General features: G+C 69.1%; 14 protein-coding genes. 3 read left to right on the top strand and 11 right to left on the bottom strand.

What is annotated here, in order from left to right; all coding sequences use genetic code 11:
* Positions 1 to 30: 30 nt before the first annotated feature.
* Genes ACM6LR_RS17445 through ACM6LR_RS17485 form a run of 9 tightly spaced genes read right to left on the bottom strand, consistent with a single transcriptional unit; the run spans position 31 to position 9,843 of the window.
* Positions 31 to 1,125 (bottom strand): glycosyltransferase family 4 protein, encoded by a 1,095-nt coding sequence (locus ACM6LR_RS17445; RefSeq protein WP_414938224.1) that lies wholly within the window; start codon positions 1,123 to 1,125, stop codon positions 31 to 33.
* Positions 1,122 to 2,231, bottom strand: a complete 1,110-nt coding sequence (locus tag ACM6LR_RS17450; RefSeq protein WP_414944115.1) for a glycosyltransferase — start codon at positions 2,229 to 2,231, stop codon at positions 1,122 to 1,124. The genes ACM6LR_RS17445 and ACM6LR_RS17450 overlap by 4 nt, the downstream gene beginning before the upstream one ends.
* Positions 2,228 to 3,664, bottom strand: a complete 1,437-nt coding sequence (locus ACM6LR_RS17455; RefSeq protein WP_414938226.1) for an oligosaccharide flippase family protein — start codon at positions 3,662 to 3,664, stop codon at positions 2,228 to 2,230. The genes ACM6LR_RS17450 and ACM6LR_RS17455 overlap by 4 nt, the downstream gene beginning before the upstream one ends.
* Positions 3,661 to 4,929 carry a glycosyltransferase 87 family protein gene (locus tag ACM6LR_RS17460; protein ID WP_414938227.1) on the bottom strand — a complete coding sequence of 423 codons (1,269 nt, stop codon included), beginning with the start codon at positions 4,927 to 4,929 and terminating at the stop codon, positions 3,661 to 3,663. The genes ACM6LR_RS17455 and ACM6LR_RS17460 overlap by 4 nt, the downstream gene beginning before the upstream one ends.
* Complete coding sequence (locus ACM6LR_RS17465) at positions 4,926 to 5,798, bottom strand: hypothetical protein (RefSeq protein ID WP_414938228.1); 873 nt, start codon at positions 5,796 to 5,798, stop codon at positions 4,926 to 4,928. The genes ACM6LR_RS17460 and ACM6LR_RS17465 overlap by 4 nt, the downstream gene beginning before the upstream one ends.
* Complete coding sequence (locus ACM6LR_RS17470) at positions 5,795 to 6,865, bottom strand: glycosyltransferase (RefSeq protein ID WP_414938229.1); 1,071 nt, start codon at positions 6,863 to 6,865, stop codon at positions 5,795 to 5,797. Before ACM6LR_RS17470 ends, ACM6LR_RS17465 begins: the two co-directional genes overlap by 4 nt.
* A complete protein-coding gene (locus tag ACM6LR_RS17475) occupies positions 6,840 to 8,042 on the bottom strand; it encodes an O-antigen ligase family protein (protein ID WP_414944116.1) in 1,203 nt (400 codons plus the stop codon). Before ACM6LR_RS17475 ends, ACM6LR_RS17470 begins: the two co-directional genes overlap by 26 nt.
* Positions 8,039 to 9,007, bottom strand: a complete 969-nt coding sequence (locus ACM6LR_RS17480) for a polysaccharide deacetylase family protein (protein WP_414944117.1) — start codon at positions 9,005 to 9,007, stop codon at positions 8,039 to 8,041. The genes ACM6LR_RS17475 and ACM6LR_RS17480 overlap by 4 nt, the downstream gene beginning before the upstream one ends.
* Positions 9,004 to 9,843, bottom strand: coding sequence for a hypothetical protein (locus ACM6LR_RS17485; RefSeq protein ID WP_414938232.1), 840 nt, complete (start codon positions 9,841 to 9,843; stop codon positions 9,004 to 9,006). The genes ACM6LR_RS17480 and ACM6LR_RS17485 overlap by 4 nt, the downstream gene beginning before the upstream one ends.
* Positions 9,844 to 10,287: 444 nt before the next feature.
* On the opposite strand from ACM6LR_RS17485, the gene ACM6LR_RS17490 reads away from it, so the two are divergent.
* Both ACM6LR_RS17490 and ACM6LR_RS17495 read left to right on the top strand, forming a co-directional pair.
* Positions 10,288 to 10,647 (top strand): hypothetical protein, encoded by a 360-nt coding sequence (locus ACM6LR_RS17490; RefSeq protein ID WP_414938233.1) that lies wholly within the window; start codon positions 10,288 to 10,290, stop codon positions 10,645 to 10,647.
* Between the two features lie 191 nt (positions 10,648 to 10,838).
* Positions 10,839 to 11,210, top strand: coding sequence for a hypothetical protein (locus tag ACM6LR_RS17495; RefSeq protein WP_414938234.1), 372 nt, complete (start codon positions 10,839 to 10,841; stop codon positions 11,208 to 11,210).
* 294 nt (positions 11,211 to 11,504) lie between these two features.
* On the opposite strand, the gene ACM6LR_RS17500 is transcribed toward ACM6LR_RS17495, so the two are convergent.
* Positions 11,505 to 12,218, bottom strand: coding sequence for a hypothetical protein (locus ACM6LR_RS17500; protein WP_414938235.1), 714 nt, complete (start codon positions 12,216 to 12,218; stop codon positions 11,505 to 11,507).
* Between the two features lie 906 nt (positions 12,219 to 13,124).
* On the opposite strand from ACM6LR_RS17500, the gene ACM6LR_RS17505 reads away from it, so the two are divergent.
* Positions 13,125 to 13,595 (top strand): hypothetical protein, encoded by a 471-nt coding sequence (locus ACM6LR_RS17505; RefSeq protein ID WP_414938236.1) that lies wholly within the window; start codon positions 13,125 to 13,127, stop codon positions 13,593 to 13,595.
* Between the two features lie 576 nt (positions 13,596 to 14,171).
* Here ACM6LR_RS17505 and ACM6LR_RS17510 read toward each other — a convergent pair.
* The gene (locus ACM6LR_RS17510; RefSeq protein WP_414938219.1) at positions 14,172 to 14,522 is read right to left on the bottom strand and encodes a hypothetical protein; all 351 of its coding nucleotides are present in this window, start codon (positions 14,520 to 14,522) and stop codon (positions 14,172 to 14,174) included.
* Positions 14,523 to 14,543: the final 21 nt, after the last annotated feature.

The raw sequence follows: 14,543 nt of genomic DNA on the forward strand, positions 1-14,543 counted from the left end.
GGGCAGCATGGCATGACACGATCCAGCGACTCAGGGCAGTAGCGACTCGTAGAGGTCGAGGTGACGCCGCGCGCACACCTCCGGGGCGAACCGCCGCCGGGCTCGCGCGGCGAGCAGGACCCCGGTCCGGGCCGGAGCCGGATCGGCGAACAGCGCGCGCAAACGTGCGGCCAGTGCCCGGATGTCGCCCGGCGGCACCAGGTGGCCCGGTCCCAGCATGTCGGAGACACCGCCGGTATCGGTGGCTATGACGGGCTTTCCGGCGGCCATCGCCTCCGCCACCACCAGGGGTTGTTGTTCCATCGTGGAGGGCAGCACCAGGGCGTCCGCGCTCGCCACCAGAGCGGGGACATCCGGCCGGAAGCCCAAGAAGGTCACGCGCCCGCGTAGGGGAGGGGCCTGCGCGGCCTGTTCGGCTTCGGCCCGTTGCGGGCCGTCACCCACCACGGTCAGCCGGGCATCGCGAGGAAAGACGCCGAGCGCCGCGAGCGCGGCGAGCAGGTCGAGGATTCCTTTGCGTTCCACCAAGAGCCCTACGAAGACCAGGTGACGGACCGGCCCTTCCGGCGGACTCGGCTTCACCAGTCCAACGCAGTTGTCGATGTGCGTCAGGCGTCCTGCGGGTGCCCGGAGCCGTCGGCGCAGGAACCGGCCCATCGCTTCGGCGGGCACGATCGTGGTGTCCAGCATCCGGGCGACCACGGCATCCCCCGCCAGAACCGCCCGTGTGTACGCGGACGGCCCGGCGGCGCCGGGTGCGTCACGGAACCACGGTTCGGTCACGTCGTCCGGGACGCCGTGGTAGGTCTGGACGAGCGCGGGACGCGCACCGCGGCCGACGCGAAGGCCCGCGATCACCAGCCCCGCCCGCCGGTCCTGGGCATGCACGACGTCCGGCCGCCAGTCCCGGATCACCGCTCGCGCACGGCCTGCGGCCGAGAGGCTCTGTTTGCCCGCCACGAGGAGGTACTCGTGGCGGTCCTTGAGCAGCTCGGCACCTCGTGCCGGGACAGGACCGAAGACACGGACGTCGACCCCCTCGTCGAGCAGGGTCGTGGCGAGACGCACGGTGACGTCCACCGGACCGCCCCGGTCCTGAGTCAGCAGGTAGGCGATGCGCTTCACTGAATTCGCTCCGTGGAGGTGAGTTTGTCGACGAGGACGGCGAGTTGGTCGGTCATCCGGCGCCGGTCGAAGGACAGTTCCGCGCGACGGCGTCCCCGTTCGCCTTCGCTCCGGGCCAGACAGGGATCGGCGAGCCGGTTCGCGACCGCGTCGGCGAGCAGGCCGAGATCACCCGGTGGCAGCACGGCTCCCGCGTCGGCGATGCTTTGCCGCATCCCGCCGACGTCGAACGCGACCACCGACCGGGCACACGCCATGGCCTCCAGGGGAACGAGCGCCATGCCTTCGGCCCGCGACGGGAGCACCACGACGTCGGCGGCCGTGTAGAACGCGGCCGAGTCGTCGGTATGGCCCGGCCATCGCACCGAAAGGTGCGCCGCGACCGGATGACGTTCACGCCACACGTCGCCCATCGGCCCGTCACCGGCGAGAACGAGCTTCGCGTTCGGCAGGCGCCGCAGGACCTCCGGCCAAGCGGACAGGAGCTGGTCCTGCCCTTTGAGTTCGGCCAGCCTGCCGAGGCAGACGGCGATCGGCGCGTGTTCGGGCAAGCCGAGCCGCCGACGCGCCGCGGTCCGGTCTCCCGGGGCGAACTTCGTCGTGTCGACGCCGTTGCAGACGACTTCCGCGTCGGCGGTGATGCCCGCGTCCCGACCGACGGCGAGTTCGTCGTCACTCACGCATACGACGAGGTCGGTCCACCGGGACGCGAACCGCTCCCACGCGGCCGACGCCCACCGCAGCGGGCCGCGTGCGGTTTCGAAGGACCACAGGTGTGGCTGGAACACCGTCGGACGGCCACCGCGCAGCGCCAAGCGCCCGGCCAGGCCTGCCTTCGAACTGTGCAGATGCACGACGTCCGGCCGCAAGTCGGTCAGTAGCCGGTGCAGTCGCACGGTTTCCGTGATCACACCGGGACCGGGGGAGCGAGTCGCTTGCCAGCCGCGCACCTCGATCCCGAGGCGGCGGGCGGTCGTGGCCAGCCAGCCGGCAGGCGGGCACACCACGGTCACCGACCAGCCCCGGTCCCGCTGTGCCGCCGCGAGTTCCAGTACGACCACGGCGACTCCCGCCGACACCGGCTGCGAGACGTGCACGATCTTCACCGCAGGGCCCCTCGCCGCAGTTCGGCCAGCTCGCCGCGGTGCAGCACGAGCGTCGCACCGGCGTATCCGGCGACGAGGACGGTGCCTTCGCAGAGAGCGCCCGACAACGAGTCCGCAGGCCCGAAGAATCCTGTGTGTGCCAGAAGAACTGCGGGTAGCGCACCGACGGCGCACGCACCCAGCACCCGCGCGAAGATCCCGGCCAGTTCACGCGCCGGTGGTGCCACGCCAAGGCCGGCCAGCACGCGCCAGGCGATCGGCACGACCAGCAAGGCCGCACCGAACTGGACGGCGGCGACGGCGGTGATCCCGAGCTGGGTCAGCAGCACCAGCCCCGCCGCGAGCAGCAGCAGATGAGTGCATTCCAGGGCCAGGTACCGCCGCGCGTGCCCGGTCGCTTTCACCGCCTGGTACCAGATCTGCAGCAGGCAGATCCCCAGGCCGTATCCCGCCAGCAGTGCCAGCGGACCCGCCGCGTCGGCCCAGCGCGCGCCCAGCAGCACGACACGGTCGGCCAGGACGGCGAGCGCGAGGTACAGGCCGCCGGTGAGCACGAGCACGGCGCGGGTGAAGCGCGTGAGTGTCTCCGTCAGCGTGCGGTGTTCACGACACAATCGCGTGAACACCGGAAAAGCCACCGCGCCCAAGACGACCGCCACCATGATGTACGGCACCCAGGCCAGCCGGTAGGCCAGCGAGTAGACGCCGACCGCGTCCGGTCCGAGCCGGTGCCCGACCGCCAGGTAGTCGAGGTTGACCAGCAGTGCTCCCACGACCGCGGCCGGCCCGACGACGGCGGCCCAGCGCAGGGCTTCACCCGCGGCCGCGGTGTCCCAATGCGGTCGCACGCCACCGCCTGCCAGCGCACCGAGCAGCGGCTGGACGACCGCGGTGCTGACGAGACCGATCACCAGGGAGGCGGGGCCGACGCCGCCGACGGCGAGCACGACCGTCACCCCCGCGCCCAGGATCGCGCTGCCGCCGTCGGGCAGCAGACGGCGGCGGAAGTCCAGCTCCCGGTGCATCAACCCCATCTGCACTCCGCCCGCGGCCGAGAACGGCAGTCCGAGTGCGGCCAGCCGAACCAGTCCGGCGGCGTCCGGGGCGCCGAGCAGCGCGGTGATCGGCTCCGCCGCGGCGGCGAGGACGATGGCCAGGACCACCCCCGCGCCCACGCTCATCGTCAGCACGGTCCCCGCCATCCTGCGCGGGTCCTGTTCGGTGCGGCCGATCACGTCGTAGACGCCGACCGACTGCACCACCTGGCCGAGGTTGACCAGCGACACCGCGAGCGCCACCACGCCGAGCTGGCCCTCGGTCAGCAACGCCGCCAGCACCAGGGTGACCAGCATCTGGCTGCTCTTGCTGACCAGGTTGACCGCGCCGAGCCAGAGCGAGCCCCGTACCGCCCGCGTGCCGAGATCGCCGGTCATCCGCCGCTCCCGGCCACGACCGGCCGGGCGACGCGCACTCCGGTCAGCCGGACGGCGGCGAAGACGAGCAGGCACCACGCGGCGACGACGGCGACGCCGTCGACCGTGACGGCCGCCCGCGCGCCGAGCACCGAAACCACCGTCGAGTCCACTATGTACAGATGCGCGAAGGGCACCGCCAAGGCGAGAACCGCGAATCCGGCCGCACCCCATCCCGGCTCGGCCCGGTTACGCCACCACAGCGCGGCCACCGCCGCCATCGCGGGCACGGCGAGCAGGATGTCACCGGGCTGATGCACCACGCAGACGACGACGGCGAGGCAAGTGAGCAGATCCGCGACGGGAAGGGAGCCCGCCCGGTCCAGCCGCCGTACGAGCAGGACGCTCGTGACGAGCACACCGGCCAGGACGGTCAGTTCGACACCGGACGGAACCCAGCCGGTGACGCGGAACAGGACGGCCGCGACGTCGACCCGCTGCGCCGTCGGAGAATCGACGGCGCCGTAGTCGGTGCCACGGGCGTGGGTGAGGTTCGCGACGACGACGTCGAAGAAGGCGCTGATCCCGCCGCCCCGGATCACCAGCAGCGCCACGACCGGCAGGCTCGCGGCCGCCGCCACCGCGGTTCCGGCCAGCGCTACCCTCCGCGACCCCCTGGCGTACAACAGGATCGCCAGTGGAAAGCCGTACTGCGGTTTCAGCCACGCGAGGGCGAGAGCCACCGCGGCCCAGCCCGGCCGATCCCGCCGGGCGAGCAGTGCCCCCGCCGCGCCGAGCGCGATCAGCGGGTTGACCTGGCCGACGTAGAGCTGTGCCTTGCCGACCTGGCTCGTCACCAGCAACGCGGCGATCACCACGGTGGTGACCAGGACCGGGACGGGCACGATCCGCCGGACCGCGTGCGCGGCCATCGCCGCGAGCGCGACCAGCAGCAGCGCGCCGAGCACCGTGAAGGCCACCGCGCCCACCCGGTAGCCGGGCAGCGCGAACGGCAGGTGCACCAGCAGGTGATACGGCTGATAGAGATTGAAGTCCTGCCGCACCGGCCAGTGCGCGAACATCGCGGCCGGGTCGTAGGGATTGCCGCCCGCGAGGAACTCCCGGATCGGGAAATACAGCGCGTCGCGGAAGTCCTGCAGCCGTTCCTCGGCCAGGTTCGCCTCGTCGGGCAGCGGTACCTGCCAAGACGGCGCGAGGGCGTGCCAGGCACTCAGCAAACCGACGACGATGCCGACGGACACGACGACGCGATGTCTCGCGCTCACGCCAGCACCACCGCCACGAGAACGGCGTCGGACGGCAGCACACCGGCGGCCTCGGCCAGCTCGTCGAACCGCCGTCCGGTCACCGCCACCACCGCGGTGCCGGTTCCGTCGCCGACCGAAAGCGAGGCCGCCAGCTTGGCCGCCGCTTCGGTGAACTCCGGGGCGACCGGTACCACGCGCAGCGGAGAACCGGCCGCGAGCCCGAGGACGGCCAGCCGATCGGTGGTTTCCGGGTCATCTCCGCGCAGCACCGCCACCGGGCGGTGAAGTCCCGCCGCGGCCAGCGACCGGCGCACCGACCCCGCCTCACCCCGGAGTTTCCCCGGCGTCAGCCGTCGGATCGCCGCCGTCGCGAGCCCGGCCGCCACCGCGGCGATCAGGGACAGCCCTGCCACCAAACGGACGTCCGGGGCGATCGCGGCCACATCGGCCCGGGAGTCCAGCAACCGCAACCGACCCGCCGGGGCCAGCAGGTTCGCGTCGATCATCGCCTTGCCCAGCGCTGACGCGGTCGCCCCCGCACGCTCCGCCGACGACGTCCGCACGGACAGGCGCGCCAGTCCGGACGCCGGCACCAGCTCCACCGATACCTGGCGCCCGAGTTCTTCGGGTGAGAAGCCGGAAACCGGGGCCGCTGTCTGCAAGACCGACGGGCTGCGGGCGAGTTCGACCAACGCGGGCAACGCCAGCGAGACGACCTCGCCGTACTGCGCGGCCGTGCCCTCCGCCTGGGTGGCGGGTTCGGCCAGCAAGCTCACCCGGCCCTGATACTGCTCGCCCCGGGTCAGACCCACGGTCAGGACGAGCAAGCCGATCACGACCGCCGCGGCGCAGCTGATGACGGCGGTCCGCGCCGCCGGGTTCTTCACCGGCCACCTTCGATCATGGTCCGAAGCAGTTCGTCGTAGGCCTTCATCACGGTGTGCGCGTCGTACTCCCGTTGGACGGTGCGCAGCCCCTCGGAGGCCACGTGGGCCCGTGCGGACCGGTCGCCAAGCAGCAGGTCCAACGCTTTCGCGATGGCCGCCGGGTCGCCGGGCGGCACCACCAGTCCGGCCCCGCCGGACAGCACGTCACGGACGCCGCCGACGTCGGTCGCGACGACCGGGCATCCGGCCGCCATCGCTTCGAGCACCGCCAGCGGGAGCCCTTCCCAATCGCTGCTCAGCACCATCACGTCGGCCGCCGCGAGTAGATCGGGCACGTCTTTGCGGGTGCCGAGGAACCGGACCCGTCCGTTCAGCGACTCGCTGCGCGCCTCGAGTTCCGCGCGAAGGCTCCCGTCGCCGGCCAGCCACAACACAGCCTCGCCTTCGAGCCGGGCCCAGGCGTCCAGGAGTACGTCGTGGCGCTTCTGGGGCTCCAGCCGGGCGAGGCAGAGCGCGACCGGTGTGTCGTCCGCGACCCCGAACGCCGCGCGGACCTTCGCGCGGCCGAACACCGGCCGCTGGGCGAACACCGCGTTGCGGATCACGGTCAGGTCGCTCAGACCCGCCTCGATCAGCTGGTCGGCGGTGGCGGGGGAGACGGCGATGACGTGGTCGGACGTGCGTCGCACGATCCGCGCGGCCGTGGGGAAGTCGTGGTCGGCGACACCGTGGAAGACGGTCACCAACGGCGGCCTTCGTCCTGGCATCAGCGCGAGCCTGGCGACCAGGCTCGCACCGACGTTGTGGGACAGCACGGCGTCCGGGCGGAAGTCGGCGATCGCCCGGCGCACCGCCCACGCGGCCCGCAGCGCGCCCATCCTGCTGCGGAGGGCGAGCGGTACGGGAAAGGTCCGCACGCCGTCGTCGGCCAACATGTCGGCGCGGAATCCACCGCCGCTGGCGACGGCGGACGTCCAGCCGTACTCCTCGCCGCGAGCCACCATGCCCGCCACGAGGGTTTCGGCCCCGCCGGCGCCCATCTCACTGATCACGTGCAGAACACGCATCGGCACTACTCCTCTCCCGATCTTCTCGGCGAGCTCGGATTTCGGCCGCGACGGCGAGCGCGGCCAACGACCACAACGGCAGGTAGTACTGCTCGGACAGGAACGTCGAGGCGACCAGCACGGCCAGCAACGACGCCTGGATCGCGATGGCTTCGGTCCGGCCGGGGCTCGACAAGGCCCTCAGCCGGATCGTCCGTTCGCTCGCCACCCCGGCGATACCGATCACCGACGCGAACAGCGTGAACCCCGGCAGGCCCAGTTCCGCGGCCACCTCGAGGTACATGTTGTGCGCCACCGGCGTCTGCTCGTCGATCTCCGCGTTGTGCGACTCGGCGGCGTACGCCTCGCGGAAACCACCGGGTCCCACGCCCCAGACCGGCTCTTCGGCGACCATCCTGGCCGCGGCCTGCCAGCGCAGTTCCCGGGTGTCCACATTGGATGCTGCGATGAAGCTCTTCTCCTGTACCGCTCGCTCGATCTGCGGCCCGGCGAACTGCAGCGTCGCGAGTCCCAGCAACGCGACCACCGAGGCGGTGGCGGCGAGGGCGCGCCACGGCAGTACCCGGCGCGCGGCCAGCCAGCCGACCGCCGCGGTCAGCCCCAGCGCACCGCCACGGGAGAACGTGGCCATCGCTCCCGCCACCAGTACGGCGCCGCCGATGGCGGCGGCGACGCGCTGACGTGAAGCCTTGCCCGCCAAAAACAGCAAGGGAATCGCGGCGACGAGAAAGTAGGCCAGATCGTTCGGATCGGTCTGCGGGCCGCCGGCCCGCGCCTCTCCGCCGATGATCAGGCTGTACAGCGCGCCGATCCCGGCCGCGGTGGCCCCCGTGGCCATGGCCAGCAGCAGTCCACGGATCGGGACCTCGCGGCAGGCGACGTCCGCGAGTACCGCGGTGATCACGAGGAACGGCAACCAGCGCAGGGTGTATTCGGCGGTGAACGCACCGGGCGAATGGATCGCGGCGGTCGCCGCCACCATCACGGCGAGAAGTGCCAGCACCGCGTGCAGCGGCGTCGGCCGGGGAAGCTGTCGCTGCCGGACACGGACCACCAGCCAGACGGCGATCAGCAGCGCGGGCGCGACCTTGCCGAGGTGGGGGTTCACGGCCGCCAGGTAACCCTCGACCGGCGCCAGACCCACCGTGGCGTACGCGAGAACCCGCAGTGTCATCATCCGGCGTCCAGTCGCGTCACCGCGCGCTCCCGCCGCGGGTCGGCCCGGCGGACGTACTCACCGGTGCCGACGACGTCGAAGTGCTCGCGCAGCGTTTCCAGCACCCAGCCCAGCCAAGCGACCTTCCCGGCCCCGGGCGTGGCCATACCAGGAAAGAACTCCATGCCGGGGGCTTCGGTGCCACCGAGGACGTCGGTGGGGTGCAGCAGCAGCGATGGCGCGACCCCGCGGGCGAGGCAAAGCCGAAGTGCCGTCTTGAAGTACGCGCGCGCCAGCCTCGGGGAGACGCCGTGGAGTTGGAGGAGGTACGACCCGTGGATCGGCGTGCGCAGCAAGGGCATCGTCGTCACCGGCAGTTCCACGAGAGCGCTGCCCTCGGTCGTCCGCCAGCGGTAGGCGTGCACCGGTGCCAGCACTCGCGAGAAGCCGCCGAACAGTTCACCGCGTCCGTCGTCGCGGGCCGCCGGGGGAGCGGTGCGGTTGTGGTAGGCCCGGGCCAGCGGTCCGATCCAGGTAGGCAGTGTGCTGGCATCGTAGGCGTAGCCCCGATCCGCCAGGACTTCGACGAGCTCGCGGGTGACGCTGAAACCGGGACCACGAAAGCCGATGGGGGTCGGCGCGCCTGCCTCGACGATCGCGTCCTCGGTCCGGCGTAGCTCGTTCTCGAGGCGGTCACGGGAATACCGGTGCAGCCAGGGCTCGTGGCCGAAGGAGTGGTTGCCGACTTCGTGCCCTGCCGCGGCGATCTCGTTGACCGCCTTGGCGCCGTCTTCACGGACGACATCGGCTCCGACCGCGAACACCGTGGTCGTCAGTCGCTGCTCACCGAGGACTTCCAGCAGCCGGGGCACGGCCGAGGGGAGGAAACTGGGATACCGGCGCCAGCCGGGATCACCATGGGTTTTGAGATAGGCCCACAGGTTGTCGAGATCGACCGACACGCTTGCCAGCGGTCGCGTCCTCATGCGACTTTCTCCACCGCTTCGACCGAGGTGGTGGTCCGTGATCGGGAGCCGAGCACCAGGACTCCGATTACGACCGCGATGAGGCCGAAAGCGACCCAAGGTTCGGTTCCGTCGGCGACCTGGTCACCGAGCACCGTGATGCCGGTGACGGAGGACAACACGATCGTCGTCGCATCGGCGGTGGCGACCACCGCGGTGGCCAGGCCGCGCTGCAGGGCGAGCGCCATCGAGGCCTGGCCGAGCACGGCGGCGGCCAGCATCAGCCAGGTCAGCGGATTTCGAGGCAGTGAAGCGAAATCCAGATGGGCAAGGGTGCGGCTCGTGATCGCCACGACGGCGAACGCCACCCCGGAAAGAACGGCGGGGAGGGAAAACGTAGTGGTTCGGGGCACCCGCGTCATGGCGATCCCGACCCCCAGCAGGGTGCCCGTCAGGATCAGGACTGTGGCGGGGGAAAGATCCGCGGCGACCGACGGTTCCGAGGAACCGGCGAGGGCGACGAGCCCGATCGCCATCAGCACCAGCATCGACGCCTCGGTGTTCTGTATCCGCCACCGCAGGACCACGATCCCGAACACGGTGGCCAGGCCGATCGCCGAGGACGACGCGGTCTGGACCAGGTACAGCGGCAGCGACTCACGGGCGAAGAAGGCGAGTGCGAAACCGCTGACCTGGCCGCCGAATCCCAATAGGTACAAGGGATCCGAGGCCAGGCGGGCGAGCAGACCCAGCCCCGCGCCGCTTCGGTGTCCGGCCCGCCGGGCGGCGACACTCTGAGCGACGATCCCCATCGCATACAGGGCGGCGGAAGCGATGAGTATCCCGTAAGCGACCACGAACGGCTCCTCTGACCCACGACGCGGACCGGGCCGGCAAGCGACCTCGTCACGCTGGTTTTTCGAAAGCGTAGAGGCGGAGCGGAAAGGCCACGTTCGAAGGACAGATCGGCGGATTCGTCACGCAGGGAAATAATCGACGGTGGAGCCGACGGCACAAAAGGGTGTCGCGGCGATAGTTGATCATCAGTCAAATACTGGCCGTGACCGTCCGGCCCCGCGGACTGGAACTCCGGTCGATTTCAAGCCGGACAAGCCCAGGTCGGCAAACGCGGGTAATACCCTTTCGGACTACAACAACCTCGGTCAGACGCCTTGCAGCACCACACGATGATGCGAACGGCGTCGAACAGATCGTCCCACCCCTGTACGTTTGCTCCCGCGGCACAGAGGCGCACTTTCATTTGACGCCTCGCCGTCACTATTCCGATTCGAGAGGTACTCATGCTGAAGAAGATTGGCTTCGTCACCGCCGCGATGGCGGCCGGAGCGTTCCTGACGGGCGGCATCGCGTCCGCCGGAACCCCGGACGAAGAAGGCCACGGTCACCCCACGCACGACGTGAGTGAGCAGGTCGGCCTGGCCAACCTGAACAACATCGACGTGCTGCACAACGTCAACGCCGTGGTCGGCTTGTGCGACAACAACGTGAACGTGCTCGGCGTCCAGGTGCCGATCCGCGACACGCTCAACGGCATCGGTGTGCCGATCCTTTCGCCGGGTGCGCACGAGGCCAGCGGCGAGTCCCCCTACAACTGCGCCGCCGGCAGCGTGCTCGACGGTGGGACGAACCAGCACAACTGAGTCCAGGTACCCGTTGGGTGCACGGGAACCGACGATTCACCAGTGTGATGTGCCCGGTACGGAGGGAACTGTCCCTCTGTACCGGGCACATTGCCGTGCGCGCGACAGGTAGCGGCCTCTTGCGGGTCGATCTTGGTCCCCAACGACTGACAGGACTTTTCCGAGGGGTTCGACCTGCCGATAGAGCAAGGGTGAGCGAATCCCGAGAACAGCAGCGCGCCCGCGAACTCGCTGCTCTGCGAGCGGCGCACCGGCCGGTGCCCCGTGCGACGCCGAAACTCGAGCGTGTCATCGACATCGAGTTGCGTCGCGACGCGAACAAGGCGGGCGCACGCCTTCTGTGGAGTGCCGAGTGGAGTCTTCGGGGCACGAACCTGGGTATCGAGCGCAGTGACGAGGACATCGCTTCCCTCGTGGAGAACGTCCTGGAGGACGCTCGGCTCCTGGCCGAGCACTATGCCGTGCGACTCGAATGGACTCTGTCCGGCGGAGCGGCCGACGGTGGAACCGCCGCCTGCATGTTCGCCGAGACCGGGATTACCTTGCCGGATTTCGTGTCCTGACCGGCGCCCGCCTGCCAGCCGAGCTTCGGCTAGGTTCGGATTCGGCTTCGGTGGCACACCGGTGGCGTGGGTGATGAACTCGACGCGAAGGGGATCCGGAAGGAGCACGACGTGCAGGGTCGCCAAGGGGCGTGAGATGGCCCGGGAGCGACAGGTGGAGCACCTCGTCCGCAAACAGGACGGAAACGATCGGCGAACGCCACTCCTACGGCAACGATCCCCGCGACATCCCCGGCTGACAAGACGCTCTCGTCGAGGTGGGCCGGACCGCCATGGCGGCCCGGCCCACGCTGCTCATCGACGGTCGAGCGTGTGGTGGTCGTCGTACCACTCGTCCGCGTCGGCGACCGCGGTCACCTCGTGCGTGATGGCGCCGTCCTCACCGGCTGCGGTGTACCACTTGTGATAGCCGGCGACCTCGGGCTTCGCGACAGCCTTGACGCCCTCGGATGCGGCACCGTCAGGACCTGCCGAGAGGTCGCTGGCCTGGTAGGCCGCGTGATTGTCGCTGGCGTGGCTGACGACGTGCGACGACGTCGCGCCGGTCGAGTCCGCCGTCTTGGTGGACTCGGTGTAGGCGACGTGGTCGTGGTGGGTGTTCCGGACAGGGTGAACCTTCACGGGGCGACGTGTGGACGAGTATCCGTCGCTGTGGGTATGAGCGATGGGTCGCTTTCCATGGCTGTGAGTCGGACGGCCGGGTTTGTCGTCATGAACCCAGTGGTGGTTGTTCGTGTCGAACTCGGACTCCTCGTTGTGCACCACCGCGGCACCCATGGGGCCGGCCAAAACAGCGCTTTCCTTTGTCCACCAGTTTCCGTGGTGATCGACAGCCGAAGCGCTGTCGATCGTTCCGGCACCACCGATACCCGCGTAGGTCGCGGAACTCTTGGTGATACCGACCGTGCCGGGGCCACCGCCGAGGTCGGCAGACGCGATGCCGGCGGAGAAGAGGGAAAGCGGGATGACGGCCGCGGCCGCGAGCGCCAACCGACGCAATTCAGTCATGATTGTTGTGATCCTTTCCGAGCTGGTAATACCTCACACGAATTGAGTCACGAGAATCGACTCCGGGCAGGAAGTCCGCCCGCTCAAGGACATTACCCGGATCTAACATGAGGAAAAGATCGGACGAGGCATCGCACCCGTTCGGTACCTTCGTCAGGTGTCTTTTCCAGGGTGGCGTGACCCAACTGCGGTACGAGTCGGAGCGCTTTTCGTTGTCCCGGTGTGGGAAACGTCGTGCATCGACCGAATCCTGGAAGTGTGCTGCGAAGGGAAAATTCCTTGTTGGCCTTCCGGCAAGAGGGCCGGTCGACACGAAAGGGAGAAGCGCCGCGCCGTCATGGCCCTCGCGACACAGTGGCCGGCGCTTGAGGAAGAGCGTCCCGGCACGCCCATGCCGGGATGCTCTCCCCGCTGAATTCCGTCCGGCCGCCTTGTGTCAGGTCCCAGCGCCGAGGGGTCGGACTTTCAGCCATCTCCGACATTGGCCATGTGTCGTCGGCATAAGAACTTTCTCGCAGCCAGGCCGTTCTCAAGAGTGTCTTTTCGGCGGCGGCGAAAGTATTTGATTACCCCTGTGCGGAGTTGATCAAACGGCGCCGATGAGTGAACGTCAAGTGTGACAGGTGGAGTGCTTGCACTGCGCCTTGTGCCGAGCGGTAAGCGAAAAGTCAGCCAAGGTGTTGCTCTTACGGCCTCGACCGGGTGCCATGGGCACCCAGAGTGTTCGTCCAGGTCCGGATGTGCCGAAATGTTTCAACCGAACTTCACGTTTGTTTCGCCGGTTCTGCCCCGGGTGTACACGGTGTGAAATTGAGGTCGAGGCCGATCGGATGGCGTGCGTTCGCGTTATTCGGGTAGAAGGTTCACCATGATCCGGTCGACAGCGGGAATCCAGAGGAGTGCGACATGAGAAGTCAACTGACGCGGGCGCTGGCCGTATTCGTCACCGCGGCGTCCTTGACGTTGACAGGTGCGGGTGTCGCCGCGGCCGGTGGACCCGGTGGTAGTGGGTCGTCCAGCACCACCAGCGTGGCGGCGGAAGTGCAGTCGATGCGCGAAGCCTTGGTGTCGCGCGCGGACAACGGCGATGTGACAGGTACGCAGGCCACTCTCGCCAAGCTCGCCCCGGTGCTCACCGATCTCGCTCAGGGCGAGCGGTACATGATCCAGGCGGAGGCGAAGGACGGTGCCGCCACGGCTCGGCAGGACAACACGACGGCGAAACAGGGCGTCGACGAATTGGCGACGGACTTGGAGTCCCGGCAGGGACTGCCGTCGGTGGCAAGCTTGCTCAACGCACTGCTACAGCGACTGCTGCTCAGCTTGTCGGTGCTGGTGAACGATCTCCTTGGCGGGCTGACCGTCCCGGTCGCTTAGAGCGACCGGACCCCGGACGGGGCGCCCGGCGAAGGCCCGGTGCGGGACTTTCCCCCGCACCGGGCCTTCGTCGTCCGCTGGTGTCTCGTCGATCACGCGAGCTGGGGAACGTCGTTGGGGAAGCTGAGAGGAAGTTCGTAGAGACCTCGTGCCGTGCGGCCGCCGCCGAGCCGGCCGTGGAAAAGATGTGGCCGTCCACGACGTCGGCACCGCCGGGTGCGTCGACCTTGCCGCCGAGGTGTCGGCGCCAACGGATTTGTAGAGCAGATACCGTGTCCCGTCGGTGTCACGAAACTCTGGGGTGCAGGGGCCTTCGGCCTTGGCCGCCGATGCGGTACCGATGCCCATTTCCACCGTGACCGACGGCCGCGGAGAAGTAGAGCAGAAAGGTACCGTCCGGAAGCTGGGTCATGTCGGGCGCCCAGAAGCCGGCGTCGGGTTGGCCCACTTCACCCGGTTCGAAGGCATGCACCGGAGCACGGCGGAGTATCGGTGCCTCAAGGGGCATCAAGTTTTGTCGCATAAAGAAGCCGCCGCGTGGAGGGGCTTCCACGCGGCGGCTGCTAACGGGATCGATCAGTTTTCTTGGACGGTCCCGCCGTCGACGATGCCGCCACCGGCACAGTTGTCCGGAGTGGCACCCTCGGCCTCGGTCTCACCAGGAGACAAGACCGGAATAGCGATACCCTCGGCGACGTCACGAACCGGGACCTGGACACCGAGCACGTTGACGTTGTTGTCACACACCCCGCCGACCACATTGAGATTGTGGACCACGTCCAGGTTCTGCACGTTCGCCAGACCGATCTGCTCATTGTGGTCCACCGGGTGACCCGCCACCGACACATTCGCCGCCGACGCGGACCCACCCACGATCGCCATCCCAGCCGCCACAGCGGTAGCCACGAAACCAAGCTGCTTGATCACAGAAAACTCCTCAGACAAACC

It is taken from the genome of Amycolatopsis sp. cmx-11-32 (genome assembly GCF_047608695.1).
Classification (GTDB): domain Bacteria; phylum Actinomycetota; class Actinomycetes; order Mycobacteriales; family Pseudonocardiaceae; genus Amycolatopsis.

Bases quoted from the DNA above. Each gene is read 5' to 3' on its own strand.
- ACM6LR_RS17480 (WP_414944117.1), bottom strand. From the start codon at position 9,007: ATGAGGACGCGACCGCTGGCAAGCGTGTCGGTCGATCTCGACAACCTG.
- ACM6LR_RS17470 (WP_414938229.1), bottom strand. From the start codon at position 6,865: ATGCGTGTTCTGCACGTGATCAGTGAGATGGGCGCCGGCGGGGCCGAA.
- ACM6LR_RS17475 (WP_414944116.1), bottom strand. From the start codon at position 8,042: ATGATGACACTGCGGGTTCTCGCGTACGCCACGGTGGGTCTGGCGCCG.
- ACM6LR_RS17455 (WP_414938226.1), bottom strand. From the start codon at position 3,664: ATGACCGGCGATCTCGGCACGCGGGCGGTACGGGGCTCGCTCTGGCTC.
- ACM6LR_RS17490 (WP_414938233.1), top strand. From the start codon at position 10,288: ATGCTGAAGAAGATTGGCTTCGTCACCGCCGCGATGGCGGCCGGAGCG.
- ACM6LR_RS17500 (WP_414938235.1), bottom strand. From the start codon at position 12,218: ATGACTGAATTGCGTCGGTTGGCGCTCGCGGCCGCGGCCGTCATCCCG.
- ACM6LR_RS17505 (WP_414938236.1), top strand. From the start codon at position 13,125: ATGAGAAGTCAACTGACGCGGGCGCTGGCCGTATTCGTCACCGCGGCG.